The sequence below is a fragment of the Pseudovibrio flavus genome, assembly GCF_009711345.1.
In the GTDB taxonomy this organism is placed as follows: Bacteria; Pseudomonadota; Alphaproteobacteria; order Rhizobiales; family Stappiaceae; genus Pseudovibrio; species Pseudovibrio flavus.
Genome location: NZ_SMMA01000065.1, coordinates 117,752 through 136,352 on the forward strand (window position 1 = coordinate 117,752; position 18,601 = coordinate 136,352).

The following is an 18,601-nucleotide window of genomic DNA, read 5'->3' on the forward strand; positions in this document are numbered from 1 at the left end:
AATGACAGAAAATAACAAGCCTAAATCCGGCAATCTGGACGAGAACGCCCTTTTTTACCACGAATATCCAAGACCCGGTAAACTTGAAATACAGGCAACCAAACCGCTTGGAAACCAACGAGATCTCGCGCTGGCCTATTCGCCTGGTGTTGCCGCGCCTTGCCGCGAAATAGCAAAAGATCCTGATAAGGCAGCGCTTTATACAGCTCGCTCCAACCTTGTCGGCGTCATCTCCAACGGCACCGCAGTTCTGGGTCTTGGGGCCATCGGCCCGCTTGCCTCCAAGCCAGTCATGGAAGGTAAGGCGGTCCTTTTCAAAAAGTTCGCAGGCATTGATGTTTTCGACATCGAGGTAGATGAGCGCGACGTCGATAATTTTGTCAATTCCATTGCGGTTCTGGAACCGACCTTCGGCGGTATCAATCTGGAAGACATCAAAGCGCCAGAGTGTTTCCAGATCGAAGAGCGCTTGCGGGCGAAAATGAATATTCCGGTCTTCCATGACGACCAGCATGGAACGGCCATTATCGTGGCAGCGGCAGTTAGCAACGCCATGGAGCTTTCGCGCAAATCCATCGAGGACGTTAAGATCGTCGCCTCTGGTGCGGGTGCTGCAGCTCTAGCCTGTTTGAACCTGCTGGTTTCTCTTGGCGCTAAACGCGAGAATATCTGGGTAACCGACATTGAAGGCGTTGTTTATGAAGGCCGCGAAGCCCTCATGGACCAATGGAAGTCCGTCTTCGCCCAGAAGACTGACAAGCGCACCTTAAACGATGTGATCGAAGGGGCAGATGTCTTCCTCGGTCTTTCCGCAGCCGGTGTGTTGAAGCCTGAAATGGTTGCCAAAATGGCAGCACGGCCGCTGGTGCTGGCCCTTGCCAACCCGAACCCTGAGATTATGCCGGAAGAAGCGCTGGCCGTTCGTGATGACGTGATGATGGGCACGGGCCGGTCTGACTACCCGAACCAGGTCAATAACGTCCTTTGCTTCCCTTACATCTTCCGTGGCGCGCTGGATTGCGGCGCAACAACCATCAACGAGGAAATGAAGCTTGCAGCCGTTCGGGCCATTGCAGAGCTAGCACGGGAAGAGCCAACAGACGTTGTTGCCAAGGCTTACGGCGGCAACATGGAGACTTTTGGTCCCAAGTACCTCATTCCACTGCCATTCGATAACCGCCTGATCCTGCGCATTGCACCCGCCGTTGCAAAAGCTGCGATGGAAACAGGCGTTGCGACGCGTCCGATTGAAGACTTTGAAGCCTATATGGACCGGTTGAACCGGTTCGTGTTCCGCTCTGGCCTTGTAATGAAGCCGATCATCCAACAGGCGAAATCAGACATTAAACGTGTGATTTATGCCGACGGTGAAGACGAGCGCGTGCTGCGTGCTGTTCAGGTGATCATTGAAGAACGCCTTGCAACTCCAATTCTTATTGGCCGCCCAAGCGTTCTGGAAAGCCGCTGTGAGCGCTACGGTCTGAAGATCAGACCGGGTAAGGACTTCGAATACGTCGATCCGCAGGATGACCCTCGTTACCGCGATTATGTCGATACTCTGTTCTCACTGGTTGGCCGCAAGGGCGTAACGCCGGAAGCTGCACGAACCATCGTACGCACCAACAATACGGCGATTGCCGCTTTGGCGGTGTATCGCGGCGAGGCTGACGCACTGATTACCGGTCTTGAGGGGCGATTTGAAAAGCACCTGCGCGATATCTCCAACATCATCGGTCGCAAGGAAGAGGTGGACGACTTCTCGACACTCTCCCTGCTTATCAACAGCAAGGGCGCATTCTTCCTTGCAGATACCTACGTAACGGGGAACCCGTGCGCTGAGGAAATCGCGCAGATCACCGAGGCCGCTGCACGCCAGATCCAGCGGTTTGGTATCACCCCGCGCGCAGCCCTTCTTTCTCACTCCAACTTCGGCTCTAGAAATACCGAGACGGCTCGCAAAATGCGTGAGGCTCTGGAACTGCTTTGCCAGCGTTGTCCTGAGCTGGAGGTGGACGGTGAGATGCACGGCGATGCCGCTCTGAGCGAGGATGTGCTGACACGCTACATGCCGAATCCACGGCTTTCAGGGCCTGCAAACCTCTTGGTTTTCCCAACACTTGACGCGGCAAACATTGCCATGAACCTCATCAAGGCAATGACAGAAGCGCTTCACGTTGGCCCAATTTTGCTTGGCCCGAAAAAGCCTGCTCACATCATCACGCCGTCGATTACATCGCGCGGTATTGTAAACATGACAGCGCTTTCGGTTGTGGATGCACAGTCCGCGAAATAGGCTTCATTTCACGATAGAATAGTTGAAACCGGCTTTGCTAAACGGCAGAGCCGGTTTTGCTTTTTATGAGCAACTTCGCGTTTCTTTACGCTGCGAGAGTCATCCTCAATACACCTTATAGGTGTTTTCTCCATATTGATTTGCCAAGGTATGCCATGGTCATTAGTGGCCATCCCCCGAAAGGGGAGCAAGTAGAGGTGCATTGCCTATCAGTACTTTGGAAGAGGGGGGACCCTTAGAGGCCAAAGGAAAGGAGACGATGCCGAAGGATTTTGGGAGAGCCATCTCCGTATCCTGGGGCTGCATTTAACAGATGTAGCACTGTCATAGGAATTAAACCCCGTATTGCGGGGGCAACAATGACTATGGAGCGCTACTGGAGTAAAAAGCTGAGATTGCTCGGCGTTTACATCCACGACCAAAAAGGTCGTTCAGCAGCCTCCATCGTTTGAGAACAAGAAGTATAAACGATGGCACTCGTGAGCTACGCCGACTCGGCATTCTCCATTCTTCCTCCTGTAGTCGCAATCTCCATGGCGATTGTGACACGTAAAACTCTTATTTCGCTCGGCGTTGGTATTCTCCTCGGCGTGTTTATGCTCACTGATTTTTCCGTTGGTTTTGCATCCTCCGAAATCGTTCGCCGCGCAACCAATCTGTTCTGGGACGGTAGCTCCCTTCAGGTCTGGAACCTGAACACCATTGGCTTCCTGCTTTGCATGGGCGCACTGATGGCACTGATCTCCATCAGTGGCGGTACCCGCGCTCTGGCAGAATATGCTCGCTCCCGCATTTCCCGTGGTCGTGACGCAAAGCTGCTCACCATTGGTCTGGGCGTTGTTATCTTTATCGATGACTACTTCAACGCACTGCTCGTTGGTAACGCTGCCCGTCCTGTAACCGATCACTACGGCGTTTCCCGCGAAAAGCTCGCTTACTGCATCGACACCACTTCCGCACCTGTTTGCGTTGTGTCTCCAATTTCCACTTGGGGTGCGTACATCATGTCCCTGCTTGCTGGTCTTTTGGTGACCTACGAGCTTACCGATGCAACCCCGCTGTCCATCTTTGTTCAGCTGATCCCGATGAACTACTACGCGCTCACCGCTTTTGCGCTGCTGATCTGCGTTGCTGTGATGCGTCTGGATATTGGCCCAATGGCTGCTGCTGAAGAACGCGCTGCTCGTGGTCAGCTGTGGGATCCTGAAAAGGGCATTCCAGCAGGCGAAGAAGTTGGTCTTCCAGAAGCAGACAACGGCCGTGTTCTCAGCTTCATGGGCCCGCTCATCATGCTCGTGGTTCTCGTTGTAGCGCTGATGCTTTACTCTGGTACTCAGGGCCTAAACGGTAAGGGCGAAGCATTCTCCGTAATCGGCGCTTTGGAAAACGCAAACGGTTCTTGGGCAATGGTCACCTCCGGTATGATCACTGTAGCGGCAACCATCGTTGCGCTGCTTGCTCAGAGCACTCCGGTTTCCCATATCGTGATCGCACTCGGGAAAGGCATGAAGTCCATGCTGCCAGCTGTTTACATCCTGCTCATGGCTTGGTCTATCGCAGCTGTAGTGTCCGACCTTGAAACCGGTAAGTATCTGGCAAGCCTTGCAGAAGGTAACCTGCCTTCCGGCCTGCTGCCTGTGCTCATCTTTATGCTTGCAGCAGCTGCTGGCTTCTCCACCGGCACCAGCTATGGCACCTTCGCTATCATGCTTCCAATTGCTGCAAACATGTCCGCAGCACTTGACCCGACCCTGATGATGCCTGCAATGGCGGCAGTTCTGGCTGGCGGCGTATTCGGCGACCACTGCTCTCCGATCTCCGACACCACCATCCTGTCCTCCACCGGTTCTGGCTGTCACCACATCGACCACGTTTCCACCCAGTTGCCATATGCACTGTTGGCAGCAGTGGTTGCTGGTGTTGCGTTCATCGTGATTGGCTTCACCGGTTCCCAGCTTATCGGCTTTGCAACTGCTGCTGCTGGCCTCGTGGTTCTGGTTCTCGGCCTTCGCCGCGCTGCTGCTAGCAATGCAAGCGATACGGTAGCCGCTCCAGCTGAATAAGCTCGGACATACCAATCAAATCAACGAAGCGGGAGGCTCGAAAGGGCCTCCCGTTTTTTATTGCCTGACAGCGCGAAAACCGATCCTAAGAGGCAACTTGAAAGCGCTTTCCCTTTACGGCACCATGATCGCTCCATGAAACTGGGGAGGGAATCATGGGAGTATCCAATACAAACAGCCGCCGGATAGACCGACTGCTGGCAGAATACGGCGAGAGCCACCAAAACCATCAGAACAAGCTGATCCACTGGATCTGCGTTCCAGTTATTGTCTGGACCGTGACAGCATTGCTCTGGAGCATTCCAACACCTGCCATGTTCGAAGCTGTGCCTTACCTTAACTGGTGCACCTTGGTGATCGCTCTGGCATTCATCTACTATCTGACGCTCAGCTTTACGCTAGCGCTTGGCATGGCCGTTATCTCGGGCATCTGTATCGCCATTAACGCCAGTTATTCTGGCCCGCTACCGCTTTGGCAAACAGCGCTCATCGTGTTTGTTGTGGCGTGGGTTGGTCAGTTCATCGGCCACAAGATTGAAGGTAAAAAGCCGTCGTTCTTTAAGGACGTACAGTTCCTGCTGGTAGGGCCAGCGTGGCTTCTGTCGTTCCTTTATAAGAAGATCGGCATTCCCTACTAGGTTCGCCACATTGGAAGCGGTGCAGGGCTAGGACATGCGCCGCTTTCTAAAATATATGCGGTTGTAGCCGTCTTCTTCCCGCCGCTCGGTCTCTTCGTATCCAAGGCGGGAGTAGAGCGAGAGGTTATCGCTCATATGCTCGTTGGTGTAGAGCTCAATGGCATTCAGCTCATTCTTCTGAGCTAGCTTTTCTGCAAAGTGCAGCAGCGTTTTGCCATGTCCTTTTCCTTGGTGGACTGGGTGCACCGCGATGTTTTCGATGAAGAGATGATCATCCTGCGGGTAGACAACGATAAAGCCGCAGTCTTCTCCGTCAGTTCGCAGAATATGCAAAATGCCAGCACCGACCTGCGCATGATAGTCCGCAAACATCGGCGCAGGCTTCTTGCCTATCCGCGCCTCGTAAATGGTGTAGGCGCGGTTGGCGCACTCCTGCACCCATTCGATGTCTTTATGCTGCGCTCGCCTGATACCTGTTCCCATGGGCAGTTCTCCATGGCTGGTTTCCGATAGCCTAGAAGCAAGCATAGCACAAAATAAAAAGGCCCGAAGCGTACCTTCGGGCCTTTTCTTGTCTTCCTTAAGCGGGTGTCGCTTAACCGCTGATCTTGGAGAAGTCTGCCACCTGGTGTACAGCTCCGCGGATCTGGGAGAGAATTCTCAAGCGGTTGTCGCGGATCTCGGCTTTCTCTGCGTTCACATGGATATCTTCAAAGAAGGTGTCCACTGGAGCGCGAAGCTTAGCAAGCTCTGCCATAGCGCCGGAATAATCTTCTGCTGCAATGAGAGAAGACAAAGAGGTGAGGGCAACGTTGATCGCCTTGGTCAGTTCGATCTCTGCAGGCTCTTCAAGTAGGCCTTCTTCAGCTTCGCCATCAAAGGTTTTGCCGTCTTTCTTCTCTTCCGCACGAAGGATATTCGCCGCACGCTTGTAGCCCGCCAGAAGGTTCACACCATCTTCGCTGCCAAGCAGTTCTGCCAGCGCATCAGCGCGTTTAACGATAAGTGCGATGTCGTCCTGATCACCAAGTGCGTAAACCGCATCGATAAGGTCATAACGTACGCCCTTGTCTTTCAGAACCACTTTCAAGCGGTCCGCAAAGAAGGATAGCAGGTCGTCGATAAGGCCCTTTTCCATTGGCGCTTCTGGTACGATTTCGGAGATCTTGTCCAGAACAACGTCAGCCGCTTTAGAAACCATAGCGAACACGTCTTTAATGACATGGCCGGCTTTTTCGCTTTCCTTCACAAACGGCAGGTCAGCAAGTGCACCTTCACCGCGTGCTGCAGCAATGTCCGCAAGGTTGCGGCGCAGGCTCTGCACGAGCACATGGCGCAGTGGCAAACGCAGATCGTTTTCAAGCACAAGGCGGATAACGCCAAGCGCAGCACGGCGCAGTGCGTAAGGGTCTTTAGAGCCGGTTGGCTTCTCGTCAATCGCCCAGAAGCCGGTCAGAACATCGATCTTGTCTGCAAGGGCAACTGCAACGGAAACAGGGTTGTTAGGAACGCTGTCAGAAGCACCTGCTGGCTTGTAGTGATCTTCAATCGCCTGCGCTACTGCTGCATCTTCACCCTGAGCTGCTGCATAGTAACGGCCCATCAAACCCTGAAGTTCTGGGAACTCGAAGACCATTGCCGAGACAAGGTCAGCCTTACAAAGGCGGGCTGCACGCTTTGCCTGATCAACATCTGCGCCAACCAGCGGAGCCAGCTCTGCTGCAAGGTTTTCAAGACGCTGAACACGCGCTGCAACAGTACCGAGCTTTTCGTGGAACACGATGTCGGAGAGCTTGGCGTTGTTGGATTCCAGCTTGGTCTTCAGATCGGCATCCCAGAAGAATTTCGCGTCAGAAAGGCGAGCGCGAACAACCTTCTCGTTACCGTGAATGATCTGCTCGCCGCCATCTTTTGCAATGATGTTGGTGGTGAGCGCAAACTTGTTGGAAAGGCGGCCGGAGTTCGGGTCACGCAGAACGAAGTTCTTCTGGTTCACCTTAATGGTCAGCTGTACAGCTTCATCAGGGATCTGCAGGAACTCTTCTTCAAAGGAACCGATCAGCACGGTTGGCCATTCGTTAAGGCCAGCCACTTCTTCCAAAAGGCCTTCATCTTCAACAAGCTCTAGACCCAGTGCCATAGCAGCGTTCTTGGCATCGTTTAGGATGATGTCTTTGCGGCGGTCAGCGTCCAGAACAACCTTTGCGGCTTCCAGCTTGGAGACGTAGTCATCAAAGCGGCGCACTTCAAAAGCATCCGGTGCCATAAAGCGGTGACCACGAGAGACATTACCGGACTTGATGCCGTCAATCTCGAAGTGGATCACTTCAGGCTCTTCGGTTTCAGGACCGAAGGTGCAAACGATGGAGTGCATCGGGCGAACCCACTTCAGGCTGCCTGAACCCCAACGCTGCGGCTTCTGCCATGGGAAGTTGCGGATAATGACCGGCATAGCCTCGGCAATGATCTCGGTTGCCTCGCGCCCCGGCTTTTCGATAACCGCGACGTAGAAATCACCCTTTTTCGGGTCAGACTGGATCTGTGCTTCGTCGATAGAAGACAGGCCTGCGCCTCTCAAGAACCCCTCCAGCGCTTTCTCGGGAGCGCCAACACGCGGGCCTTTACGCTCTTCACGAGTTGCTTGGGATGCTTTGGACACGCCTGCGACGGTCAGGGCAAGCCGACGCGGAGTTGCGAACGCCTTGGCCCCTTCGTAGGTCAGGCCCGCGTCAACAAGAGCATTGGTCAGGAGGGACTTCAAATCCTCTGCTGCACGGCGTTGCATGCGGGCAGGAATTTCCTCACTAAAGATCTCTAGGAGTAGGTCGGGCATTGGAGAGACACGCCTTCAAATGGTGATCGTTTCTAACAAATATTGGGCTAGTGCCTAGCAATCCTAGGCCAAAAAGTCACCCCTTATTCAATAGTCGTGTCTACTTTTCGCAGGTTTTACGACGCCAAGGCAGGCAAGCTTCGCAAGAGCTCCGTTAAAGAGGCGTAATTTAACCAATCCTGCGGATTTTATCTCTCATACCCACCGGTTTTGAGGTGTCTTGCTGTGACTTACGGGGAAGAGGAAAAACCTTCTTAGCTCCGCTGAAATTGTACGCCTTAACTGCTGGGCGCTGCCTGCACCTTTGCCAGTTTGCGAACTAGCTCCAGAAAAAGGCCAAACGGTCTACTGCCAAGTACCATAAAGAAAATGCCGGAACTTACGGCCAGTGCGATCTCCTTCACGCCTGTGCCGGAGATAACAAGCGCACCGACATAAACCGGAACCTGAAAGCTGATGAAAGCGGCCACATCCACAAGTGTACGACTAAGAGTTCTGTTAGGCGCCAGCTTGGCAAATACCCAATCGCGCCAAAGGCCATAGGGCCTACCGGTTGCAATCATCATGGGGATCATGATTGCGCGGGTCATAACAACCTGCATCGGTTCCATACCCGCGATGAAAAGCTCTGTTGTAGCAGCGGCAATGGTGAAAAAGACAATCGTGGCAATGGTATCAACGAGAAAGGCATACATGCCTCCCACCTATCTGATTCCGGTAGGAAAAGTTAAGCCCAGCTCCATAATCACTTCGATAAAGGTCCCTTGAGGAAAATACAGGGAGTAGACATCTCCATTTTCCCAAGTCTTGTAAGGTGATACAAGGAACCACCTTTCCTTTAGCCCAAAATGGGCGCTCTCCTACTTACCGCTTGGGGTCCAATGCGTATTTTTATTAGTGTCGATATTGAAGGTGTGGCTGGCGTTTGCGAAGTAGAGCAGGGCCGACGTGGCAACGCGGAATATGAAGCTGCACGCCGCCTTATGACGGAAGAAGCCAACGCTGCCATTCGCGGTGCCTTTGCAGGCGGCGCAACCGAGGTGGTCGTGGCAGACTCCCATGGTCCGATGCACAACATGCTCAGCGAGCAATTGGACCCGCGTGCAAGCGTTATCAACGGCTCAGGCCGCGCTCTTTCCATGATCCATGGTATCGATAAGACCTTCGATGGCGCGATCCTCATCGGCTACCATGCATCTGCTGATCATATCGGCGTTCTTGCTCACACCATCAGCGGTGGTGCATTCCGCCGGATCGAGTTTAACGGTGTGCAGATGGGCGAGACTGCTCTGTTTGCTGGCCATGCGGCTGAAATCGGCGTTCCTCTTCTGGCTGTAAGCGGTGATGACCAGCTTGCAGCTGAAACCAAAGTACAGTTTCCAGAAGCTGAGTGCATCGTGGTGAAGAAGGCAATCGGCGCCGTTTCCGCCCATAGCTTGTCGCCAACCAACGCCCGCAAGCTGATTGAAGAGAAGGTAACCGAGGCGGTTGCTAGCGCAAAGACCGGCAAAGCTGCGGTTCCAACGCCGGCACCGCTGGATGTAACCGTTCACCTCAACAAGCAGGTCCTCGCTGACATCGCTTGCTTCGTTCCAACTGTTGAGCGTGCAGGTGCTCAGGCTGTCCGCTATCAGGCAGCATCCTACAAGGAAGCGATTGCCGTACTTCTGGCATTCATGTGGATGTCTGCTGGTGCGCTCAAGTAGACAAGTTCGCTTGTAGTGAGCTGCTGAGAGTTCCTTTAAAAAGGCGAGGGCAATACTGAAGCTTAAGTCTTCATTGCTCCGCTCTCGAAGCTCTAGTTCAGTTCTAGTAACTGAGTGGCGCAGGTGAATGCCTGCGCCTTTTTGTTTGCCAATTAAAGGTTATTGGGCGGGGTTGTTCAAGTCATGCAGCTAGCGCCATAGTTCTTTGCGCCAGTTAAACCTTCAGCCATCAAGCCTCTCAGCTGCTCTAGAAGTGCCGCAAGTGCTGCTCGCGATAGCAACACCTAACCCGCATCGCTGAGAGTGAAAGGCACCATAAGCCCATCGGGATCGTGGCTATGCTGCCCAACGAATAACTCATAGGTCGCCGGTTCAAGAAGAAGTCTGTCAGACTGCTCACAGTAATACGCAAGTCGCGAAAGAGGGATCGTCAGAGTGACTTTCTGCTTCTCTCCAGCTTTCACTGCCACGCGTTGAAACGCCTTAAGCTCCCTTGGAGGGCGCTCAATTCCGGAATGTGGCGTGTGAACATAGGCTTGCACTACACTCTCGCCATCCATCAGGCCGGTGTTTTCAACCATGAGATCAGCAAGCAGAACAGGAGTTTCGGGCTCTCCATTGTGGCGAATACTCAGCTCGCTGTAGCGATACTGGGTAAAGGAGAGCCCGAAGCCAAAGGGGAAGGCAGGGATAATGCCTTCCCGATCCATGCGCCGATATCCGTGCCAAAGCTCGATAAAGTCACGAGGCGTGTTCTGCGGATATTCGGGGTAATCTTCTTCCCGGCGGGCAAGGGCGAAGGGTAAGCGACCGCTTGGGTTTACGAGCCCTTGAAGCAGTCGGGTGAGGGCGATGCCGCCTTCTTGGCCGGAATACCAATTGAGAATGATCGCCTGAGGCAGGTCTTGCCAGTCGCCTGTCACGATTGGCCCGCCTCCTACCACCACAACAATGCAGCGGGCGTTAACAGCGCAAACTGCCTCTATCAAACGCCTGTCGTGAAGACTGAGGCGCAAATGATCGCGGTCGCCGCCATCCAGCTTAGTGGGCTTGCGTTTATCACTGTAGAGTTTTTGGAAAGCTTGAGCTGTGCGGGCGTCTTCCGTGGTCTCCGGCGATGGTATGCGCGTCTCGACAAGCTCATAGAGGTTATGGGGAACGTGTTCTCCCTCCTCTCCTTTAGCAAGGCCAACGAAAACAACAGCAGCATCCGCCAGCCCTGCGATCTTGCTGGCATCAGCCAGGTCTGTACCCCGCGTATGCATGATGTTGAGCTGGTGGCTAAAGTTCCGCTTCATAGCTTTCAGCGCACTGATAGTGCGTTCGGGAAATGTTGCGCTGCTGCCGCTATCGCCAAGGTTCGGCTCACCTGCCATGACGCCAATAACAGCGAGAGAGCTGATGTCGTCCAAGGGGAGGGCATCCCCTTCGTTTTTCAGCAAAACGAGAGACTTTTCAGCGGCTTCTTGCGCCAGCTTTCTGGCGGCACTATTGCCCAGTTCTTTACGGCTGTATTGCCCACGGCCTAGATGCTTGAGCTGGGGCAGTAATGCGCGGCTTGCGCTGCGTTCTTGTGAATGCGGATCATTCATGCCTTGAAGGACACTGTGCATCATTCCTTGGAAGGGCAGCTCGACATCTACACCCGCTGCGATGGCCTCATGAGCGTCTTCAATGGCAAATAAGAACGGCGTGACTACCATTCCCTGATAGCCCCAATGCTCCCGAAGAATATGCTCCAATAGCATGGAGTTCTGGCTGGATAGCGTTCCATTGACACGGTTGTAGCCACACATCACCGCTGCAATATTATCTTCTACCGCCATGCGGAACGGGAGCAGGTGGATTTCATGGAGCGCACGGCGCCCGATAATCGTATCGCCAGTAAACTTCGCGCGCTCTCTTATGCCGACGGTAAAGTACCTGCCGCAGGCCATCGCGTGCTTTTGGATGCCGCGAGCAAGAGCGCTACCCATTTCACCTGTAACAATGGGGTCTTCTCCATAGCTCTCCTGAGCCATGCCCCAACGAGGGTGATAGAGAAGGTTAAGGCAAACACTGGAAACGAAAGTTGCGCCGCAGGCGCGGGCTTCATAGCCCATAACAGCACCGATACGTTCTTCTAAGTCACTGTCAAAAGTTGCCGCTCGCGCTATGGGAACGGGAAACGTTGTTGCTCCCTTTGCCGTGATACCTTTAGGCCCTGCTATATAGCGTAGGCCGGGAATGTTCCGGTCTGGCAAAGCGCCTGCTTGAAAAACTGGCGGCCCACGCGAGGCGGAAAGCATCTCCTGAAGACCTGCCCAAAACGGCAAGCCGCTGGAGCGCAGAGCAAGCTTTTCACTGTCATCAAGGCTTTGTAGTAGCTCACGAGCGAAGTGCTCCAGATTAGGCACATGTGGACCAAAACCGTCAGCGACCCTTTCAGGTGCTTCGTGTTCGGATGGTTCCACAATAACGCTGTTTTGACGCTCGCCTGTCACTCATTGCCCCTTACGGCCTCGTTCTTGAGAGCACTCTAGGACGGGGCGAACGCTGAGCGAAACTGCTCAATACAGGGAGTGAAATCCGGCCTTGTTAATAATATTTAGCCAGAAAATATGAGCGCAATCAAAGGGCTGGAAACAAAAAAGCCGGAGGGGTTCCTCCGGCTTGAATTCAATAAAGCTGCAAGAAGCAGAGGGGGCTTAACCTTTGTAGTTTACGCCGCCTGCTTCAGTCTTCAAGAATGCGGTACCGCATGCTTTTGCAAGCTCTCGTACGCGCAAAATGTAGCTCTGACGCTCGGTCACGGAAATTACGCCGCGTGCATCAAGAAGGTTGAAGACGTGGGATGCTTTGATGCACTGGTCATAAGCTGGCAGAACCAGTTTATGAATGCCATCACCAGCTTCTTCCATCGCCTTTTCACCAGCTTCCAGAAGGCGAATGCACTCTTCTTCGTGGTCTTTGAAATGACGGAATAGAACCGCAGTGTCAGCGTATTCGAAGTTGTGACGGGAGTATTCCTGTTCAGCCTGAAGGAAAACATCACCGTAGGTGACTTTTTCATCGCCTTCGCGGCCGTTGAAGTTCAGGTCGTAAACATTGTCTACGCCCTGTACGTACATGGCCAAGCGCTCAAGACCGTAGGTCAGCTCACCGGAAACCGGATTACAGTCAAAGCCTGCAACCTGCTGGAAATAGGTGAACTGGGAAACTTCCATGCCATCACACCAGCATTCCCAGCCAAGACCCCAAGCACCCAAAGTCGGGCTTTCCCAGTCGTCTTCTACGAAGCGAACGTCATGGATTTCGGTGTCGATGCCAATGGCACGCAGGGACTCAAGGTACAGCTCCTGAAGGTTCTCAGGAGAAGGCTTGAGGATTACCTGAAACTGATAGTAGTGCTGCAGACGGTTAGGGTTCTCACCGTAGCGGCCGTCGGTTGGACGGCGGGATGGCTGCACATATGCTGCTTTCCAAGGGCGAGGGCCCAAGGAGCGCAAAGTGGTAGCAGGGTGGAACGTCCCCGCGCCAACTTCCATGTCATAGGGCTGAAGGATGACACAGCCTTTATCGGCCCAGAACTTCTGCAGAGTCAGCAAAAGACCCTGAAAGGACTTGGTGGGCTGCATGTGAGCAGGAACGGCGTCGTTAGACATCTGTTTAGCTTCCTAAAATCGAACAGGTAAGCGCTGGCACCGCGCAAATACATTGGCAGGACAGGTGCCATGCCCAGCAGCCAAGGTCAAGCATTGCCGCACGTTTAGGGCCTCCTCCAAACAGCAAAATGGAAAAGGAACCCCGGTTTCGAAAGAAACAGGCGCAGCCCTATGGATAACAGGTGGAAATTAACGCTCGATCGGGCGGTATTTACCGGTAATCGGATCCTGTACGAGGGTAGGGTAATCATTCTGCGGACGGCGTGCCTTTGCGTAGGCGTAGGCCGGTGCAGGCTTGGCTTGGTTCATGGCTTCACGAAAACGCTCGGCGTTCTTCTTAGCCATTTTGTAAATCGCATAGCCACCAGCAAACAGAGCAGCAGCACCCAATACTTCGGTCATCCAGCTTTTCCTTTTCTTCTTCCTGTCCCCACTCTCGCTCTACAGGCCAAAACGAGCCCAGAGCGAACGCTCTTCAACAACAGACAGAGCAGAGGCGGGAAGTGTCTCGCAAACCTCGTGGATCTGACTACCCAAATTTGACTTTGTCATGACCTTGCCAAAAAAACCGCGTTTGGCACTGAGGTATTTGGGTTTCACATCCTTACCGTACCGCTCTTGCAGCACTGAGTAGAGGTCATTAACGCCATCTACCAGTCCCAGCTCATGGGCACGGTGTCCGGTCCAGAACAGACCGGAGAAAATGTCCTTGTCGTCGCTTAGTACGTCACCGCGACGAGATTTGACCATATCGATGAAGACTTCATGGATCTCGCCTTGCAGCGACTTGATGTATTCAATGTCATCTTCTTTTGCAGGGGCAAACGGGTCCAGCGTAACCTTCTTTTCGCCGGCGGTATAAACGCGGCGCTCAACACCAATCTTGTCGATCAGATCGGTAAAGCCAAAGCCTGCCATAACAACGCCGATAGAGCCGACGATGGAGGTTGGGTCAACGTAGATCTCATCCCCTGCCAGCGCGATCATATAGCCGCCGGATGCCGCAACATCTTCAACGAAGACCAGAACGTCTTTGTTGTGTTCTTCAGCCAGCTGGCGAATGCGCTTGTAAATCAAGTGAGACTGGGCAGGTGCCCCGCCTGGCGAGTTGATCACAATGGCAACGGCAGGCGTGTCTTTTAGCTTGAAAGCCTGATCCAGAAGCGGCGCCACACTGGCGATATTCAGGCCCTTGCGGAATGTTGAGGGCGCGCCAATTGCTCCTTGCAGGCGAACAACCGGAACAACGGGTTTGATCTGACCCATCTTACCCGGAAGGTATTTTCGCAGCGAGTTCATCATGGCTTGAGGCGCTCCCGTTCCAACACTGTTAAACTGTGGTACGCCAACCAATATAGGAACATTCTGCGCGGATTTAAGAGGCAGAATTAAAGAAGATGCGCCAAAGGCAACTTGCCCACACGTTTAAAGCGCACTAGAGCCAGTGAAACCGGAAAATCAGTTACTTATCAGCCAATGCTTCCCTTAGGGCGAGCAGGTCGCGCCAAGAGTACCGCTTTTCAAGCGGAGATCGTAGTAGATAGGCCGGATGGAACGTCGCCATTGCCCGTCTTTCTCTAACTGGACTTGCATAGCTGATCCAGCGTCCGCGAAGACGGCGAATGCCCTCGCTGGCACCGCTCAGCGTCTTGGCAGAGGCAGCGCCAAGGAACACCACAAAGTCAGGGTTCACAAGCTCGATCTGCTGCTGAATGAACGGACGGCAGATCTCTGTTTCTTGCGGGGTAGGGGCGCGGTTCCCCGGTGGGCGCCACGGAACAACATTGGCAATATAGACCGAGCTACGCTCCATGCCTGCTGCTGCCAACATGCGGTTAAGCAGTTGACCAGAGCGGCCCACGAACGGAACGCCTTGCAGGTCCTCATCGCGGCCCGGAGCTTCACCAACAAACATCACACGGGCATTCGGATTACCGTCGCCAAACACAAGGTTCTTTGCAGTGAGGCGAAGATTGCAGCCGTGGAAGTCTGCCAAAATTGCCCGCAGTTCATCCAGCGATCCGGCTTTGGAGGCCATCTCACGGGCAGACGATACCGCTTGTGCATCCGGCACCACCGCGCCTGACCCTATAGGGGCAACAGAAGAGCCTGCTTGATCAGAAATCTGTTTCTGTCGCTGCAAAATCGTTTGTGCTGCTTTATGGGCATCAAAGTCTTCTGGCGGGCGATTTGGAACGGATACGGTGCGGCCGCGCGGTTGCTCAGGCTCGCGAAAATCTGACGGCATTGCAGATGCAACGCTGGCTGGCTGACGGGCGACTTCAGCAGAAACGGTAAAGCGATCAACAGGGGCATCGTCTAGACAGCAGTCAAAGCCTGCTGCCACCAGAAACTCCAGATAGGCCTCAAGTTGAGCCGAATCTATTTCGTGCGTTTCTGTCATTACCCGTGTTTACATCCAGCTAGTGTACCGTGAGGGATAAGCGCAGTACTTTATAACACTGCCTCATTCCACAAAGTCGCAACTTACCCCGTTGCGGTGCTTTTCATAGGTCTGTAGGACCAATCATGCGTAAAAACATAAGTTATCACCGTCTACGTGTGGAGAACTAGCCAGTCGTTCGCACGCCCCTACGGCATAACGTAGATCGCACTGCAAAAATGGGACCTTAATCTCATTGCATGAGGGGTTTCCCTCAACTAAAGAAAAACTAAGGTATTTTTGGCGGAGTGCTCGGAGGGGGCTTCCGTCTCGGGAAACTGCCCATCTTCTGGCATACGCGAATTTGCAAGAAGGGTCGGGCAGAGAGGGAGAAGCATATGGTTGAGGCTGAGGGCCTTCCTCCACGCGAGTCTATGGAATTCGACGTTGTGATTGTCGGCGCAGGTCCTGCGGGTCTGTCTGCTGCAATCCGTATCAAGCAGCTGGCTAACGAGCGCGGCGAAGATATCAGCGTTGTCGTTCTTGAAAAGGGTTCTGAAGTCGGCGCGCACATCCTGTCCGGTGCGGTTATCGACCCTATTGGTCTCGATAAGCTCATTCCTGACTGGCGCGAAGACGATAGCGCACCTATCAAAACACAGGTAAAGCAGGACAAGTTCCTTGTTCTTGGCCCTGCCGGTTCCATGCGCCTGCCAAACTTCATGATGCCTAAGCTCATGGATAACCACGGCAACTACATCGTCTCTCTGGGCAATGTGTGTCGTTGGATGGCAGAACGGGCCGAGGCGCTGGGCGTGGAAGTCTATCCGGGCTTTGCTGCTGCTGAAGTGCTCTACGATGATGAAGGCAAGGTCATCGGCGTTGCGACCGGCGACATGGGCGTTGGCCGTGATGGCCAGCCAAAAGACAGCTACATGCGTGGTATGGAGCTGCTTGGCAGATACACTCTCATCGCAGAAGGCGTGCGCGGTTCCCTCGCAAAGACCCTCATCGACCAGTTCGATCTGGACCGCGACAGCGATCCGCAGAAATTCGGTATCGGTATCAAAGAACTTTGGGAGGTCGACCCAGCGAAGCATCAGCCGGGGCTTGTACAGCATACCCTCGGCTGGCCGCTGAACAACAAGACCGGTGGCGGTTCTTTCCTCTATCATCTTGAAGATAATCAGGTTGCCGTCGGCTTCGTGGTGCACCTCAACTACGAAAACCCGTACCTGTCTCCGTTTGACGAGTTCCAGCGCTTCAAAACGCATTTGGCAATTCGCGATGTCTTTGAAGGTGGCAAGCGCATTTCCTACGGCGCTCGCGCGATCTCCGAAGGTGGTTACCAGTCAGTACCGAAGCTGTCCTTCCCGGGCGGTCTTCTCATCGGTTGTTCCGCAGGCTTTGTGAACGTGCCGCGCATCAAGGGCTCTCACAACGCAATGCTCTCCGGCATGTTGGCTGCTGAGCACGTTATGGAGTCTCTGGCTGCTGGCGAGAGCCATAAGGAGCTGGATGCCTACGATGCTGCGTGGCGTGCAAGCGAGATCGGCGCAGACCTGAAAAAGGTTCGCAACGCCAAGCCTTTGCTTTCCCGCTTCGGCACCATGCTCGGCACTGCGCTTTCCGGTATGGATATGTGGACCAACGAGCTGTTCGGCTTCTCGTTCTTCGGCACTCTGCATCACACCAAAACGGATGCGGCGAGCCTGAAGCCTGCAAGCGCGTGCAAGCCGATCGCCTATCCAAAACCGGATGGCAAGATTTCCTTCGACAAACTTTCCTCTGTGTTCCTATCCAACACGAACCACGAGGAAGATCAGCCGATCCATCTGAAGCTGCGTGATGAAGCGCTTCAGAAGCTGTCCGAGCATGACAAGTTCGATGGTCCATCAAACCGTTACTGTCCGGCTGGTGTGTACGAGTGGGTTGAAGAAAATGGTCAGGAGCCACGCTTCCAGATCAACGCCCAGAACTGCGTACACTGCAAGACTTGTGACATCAAAGACCCGAACGGCAACATCACTTGGACTGTGCCAGAGGGAACAGGTGGCCCGAACTATCCGAACATGTAATCGAAGTATTTGATTGGTGGCGGTGGGTTAAATGCTTCTTTACCCATCGCTTCTCAGATGATGGAGTTTTACTTTATGATGACTAAGCAAGAAGAGTTCCTATGGATTGTTCAAACTGCTATTTTGAGTAACTCCATTTCTTTGGCTGCAAATTCAGATACCTCGCACGCAAAAAAATACAGCTATGTGTACTCCGAGCGTGGTGTTCGCATTGTTATGCGTGAAGCGGTGCGTGCGAGCAGAATCATTCCCTCGACGATGGATGCCGCAGATGCGGCAGATGAGTTCAATGTCTATATGTTGAAGAACCTACGAGATATATTGGATAGTGATAGCTCCCTAAAGGAATGCCCTTCTTGGTTTGCGAGATAAATTTGTTTTAATCACGAGAAACCAAAAAAGCGGCTCCAAACGGGGCCGCTTTTTGTATTTGCATCAATAGCAGAAGCGCTAGTTCATACTCGCCAAATCCAGCTCAAGGTGCGGTTCGCCGTCAGAGCGCTTTTCGGTGGTCTTTCCATCCGGATTAACAGTCGCGTTGATGCGGCTACGGAACGAGGAAAAACTGTCAAAGCTCACCACATCAACCGGCTGATCAAGCTGAATGCTAAGCCGTGTGCGGTCATTGGTTTGAAGCGATGCACTCACCACTTTTCCAGTAAATGCCTGCCCAAGATAGGTGCCGTTAACGCGAGCTCCCGGAGTAAGTGAGAAAACCGGAGACTGGTCGCCAATAGCTGCCACAAACGTGTTCCAGTCACGGTACCCATGTTGCTTGGAAACAAGCTCCAGCGACTGGGAGTGGGAAACGGTGGTGCCTTGGTCAGCAAGACTTGTGCGAAGGCGTTTAGCCTGCGTCTTTACACCCGTAAGGGTAGGAAGTGCCTGTGTCATGAATATACCTCATGTCGCGCGGGGGCTGCATGATGGGGCTCGCATTTCCATCAACCCGCAAAACAATGG

At 53.6% G+C, this 18,601-nt stretch carries 15 protein-coding genes and 1 riboswitch; of the genes, 6 read left to right on the forward strand and 9 right to left on the reverse strand.

The genetic code is table 11. The features are described 5' to 3' along the window. The first annotated feature begins 1 nt into the window (after position 1). The 3 genes from E1162_RS15700 (at position 2) to E1162_RS15710 (ending at position 4,994) form a co-directional block, all read left to right on the forward strand. Positions 2–2,293 carry an NADP-dependent malic enzyme gene (locus E1162_RS15700; protein WP_155133037.1) on the forward strand — a complete coding sequence of 764 codons (2,292 nt, stop codon included), beginning with the start codon at positions 2–4 and terminating at the stop codon, positions 2,291–2,293. A 184-nt stretch (positions 2,294–2,477) separates the two neighbouring features. Further along, positions 2,478–2,677: riboswitch (Lysine riboswitch) on the forward strand. 86 nt (positions 2,678–2,763) lie between these two features. Then, positions 2,764–4,356, forward strand: coding sequence for a Na+/H+ antiporter NhaC family protein (locus tag E1162_RS15705; RefSeq protein WP_155133040.1), 1,593 nt, complete (start codon positions 2,764–2,766; stop codon positions 4,354–4,356). Between the two features lie 155 nt (positions 4,357–4,511). After that, positions 4,512–4,994, forward strand: a complete 483-nt coding sequence (locus tag E1162_RS15710) for an Mpo1 family 2-hydroxy fatty acid dioxygenase (protein WP_155133043.1) — start codon at positions 4,512–4,514, stop codon at positions 4,992–4,994. Between the two features lie 27 nt (positions 4,995–5,021). Here the strand turns inward: E1162_RS15710 and E1162_RS15715 are convergent, their stop codons facing one another. From E1162_RS15715 to alaE, 3 genes are all read right to left on the reverse strand, one after another. Continuing rightward, positions 5,022–5,477 (reverse strand): GNAT family N-acetyltransferase, encoded by a 456-nt coding sequence (locus E1162_RS15715; protein WP_155133048.1) that lies wholly within the window; start codon positions 5,475–5,477, stop codon positions 5,022–5,024. 112 nt (positions 5,478–5,589) lie between these two features. After that, positions 5,590–7,827, reverse strand: a complete 2,238-nt coding sequence (glyS, locus tag E1162_RS15720; RefSeq protein ID WP_155133051.1) for a glycine--tRNA ligase subunit beta — start codon at positions 7,825–7,827, stop codon at positions 5,590–5,592. 278 nt (positions 7,828–8,105) lie between these two features. Further along, the gene (alaE, locus tag E1162_RS15725) at positions 8,106–8,522 is read right to left on the reverse strand and encodes an L-alanine exporter AlaE (RefSeq protein ID WP_155133054.1); all 417 of its coding nucleotides are present in this window, start codon (positions 8,520–8,522) and stop codon (positions 8,106–8,108) included. Positions 8,523–8,708: 186 nt separating this feature from the next. Between alaE and E1162_RS15730 the strand changes: the two genes are divergently transcribed. Further along, positions 8,709–9,533 (forward strand): M55 family metallopeptidase, encoded by an 825-nt coding sequence (locus E1162_RS15730; protein WP_155133057.1) that lies wholly within the window; start codon positions 8,709–8,711, stop codon positions 9,531–9,533. Between the two features lie 284 nt (positions 9,534–9,817). On the opposite strand, the gene E1162_RS15735 is transcribed toward E1162_RS15730, so the two are convergent. From E1162_RS15735 to E1162_RS15755, 5 genes are all read right to left on the reverse strand, one after another. Beyond that, a complete protein-coding gene (locus tag E1162_RS15735) occupies positions 9,818–12,016 on the reverse strand; it encodes a beta-glucosidase family protein (protein WP_155133060.1) in 2,199 nt (732 codons plus the stop codon). A 204-nt stretch (positions 12,017–12,220) separates the two neighbouring features. Further along, complete coding sequence (locus tag E1162_RS15740; RefSeq protein ID WP_371311997.1) at positions 12,221–13,150, reverse strand: glycine--tRNA ligase subunit alpha; 930 nt, start codon at positions 13,148–13,150, stop codon at positions 12,221–12,223. A gap of 216 nt (positions 13,151–13,366) precedes the next feature. Beyond that, positions 13,367–13,579, reverse strand: a complete 213-nt coding sequence (locus E1162_RS15745; protein WP_155133066.1) for a hypothetical protein — start codon at positions 13,577–13,579, stop codon at positions 13,367–13,369. A gap of 39 nt (positions 13,580–13,618) precedes the next feature. After that, entirely contained in the window at positions 13,619–14,479 is an 861-nt protein-coding gene (locus E1162_RS15750) for a S49 family peptidase (RefSeq protein WP_155133069.1), read from the reverse strand. Between the two features lie 160 nt (positions 14,480–14,639). Continuing rightward, the gene (locus tag E1162_RS15755) at positions 14,640–15,581 is read right to left on the reverse strand and encodes a uracil-DNA glycosylase (protein ID WP_155133072.1); all 942 of its coding nucleotides are present in this window, start codon (positions 15,579–15,581) and stop codon (positions 14,640–14,642) included. A gap of 377 nt (positions 15,582–15,958) precedes the next feature. Between E1162_RS15755 and E1162_RS15760 the strand changes: the two genes are divergently transcribed. Beyond that, the gene (locus tag E1162_RS15760; RefSeq protein ID WP_155133079.1) at positions 15,959–17,638 is read left to right on the forward strand and encodes an electron transfer flavoprotein-ubiquinone oxidoreductase; all 1,680 of its coding nucleotides are present in this window, start codon (positions 15,959–15,961) and stop codon (positions 17,636–17,638) included. Positions 17,639–17,713: 75 nt separating this feature from the next. Further along, complete coding sequence (locus E1162_RS15765) at positions 17,714–18,010, forward strand: hypothetical protein (protein WP_155133082.1); 297 nt, start codon at positions 17,714–17,716, stop codon at positions 18,008–18,010. Positions 18,011–18,088: 78 nt separating this feature from the next. Here the strand turns inward: E1162_RS15765 and E1162_RS15770 are convergent, their stop codons facing one another. Beyond that, complete coding sequence (locus tag E1162_RS15770; protein ID WP_155133085.1) at positions 18,089–18,532, reverse strand: glyoxalase superfamily protein; 444 nt, start codon at positions 18,530–18,532, stop codon at positions 18,089–18,091. Positions 18,533–18,601 lie beyond the last annotated feature (69 nt).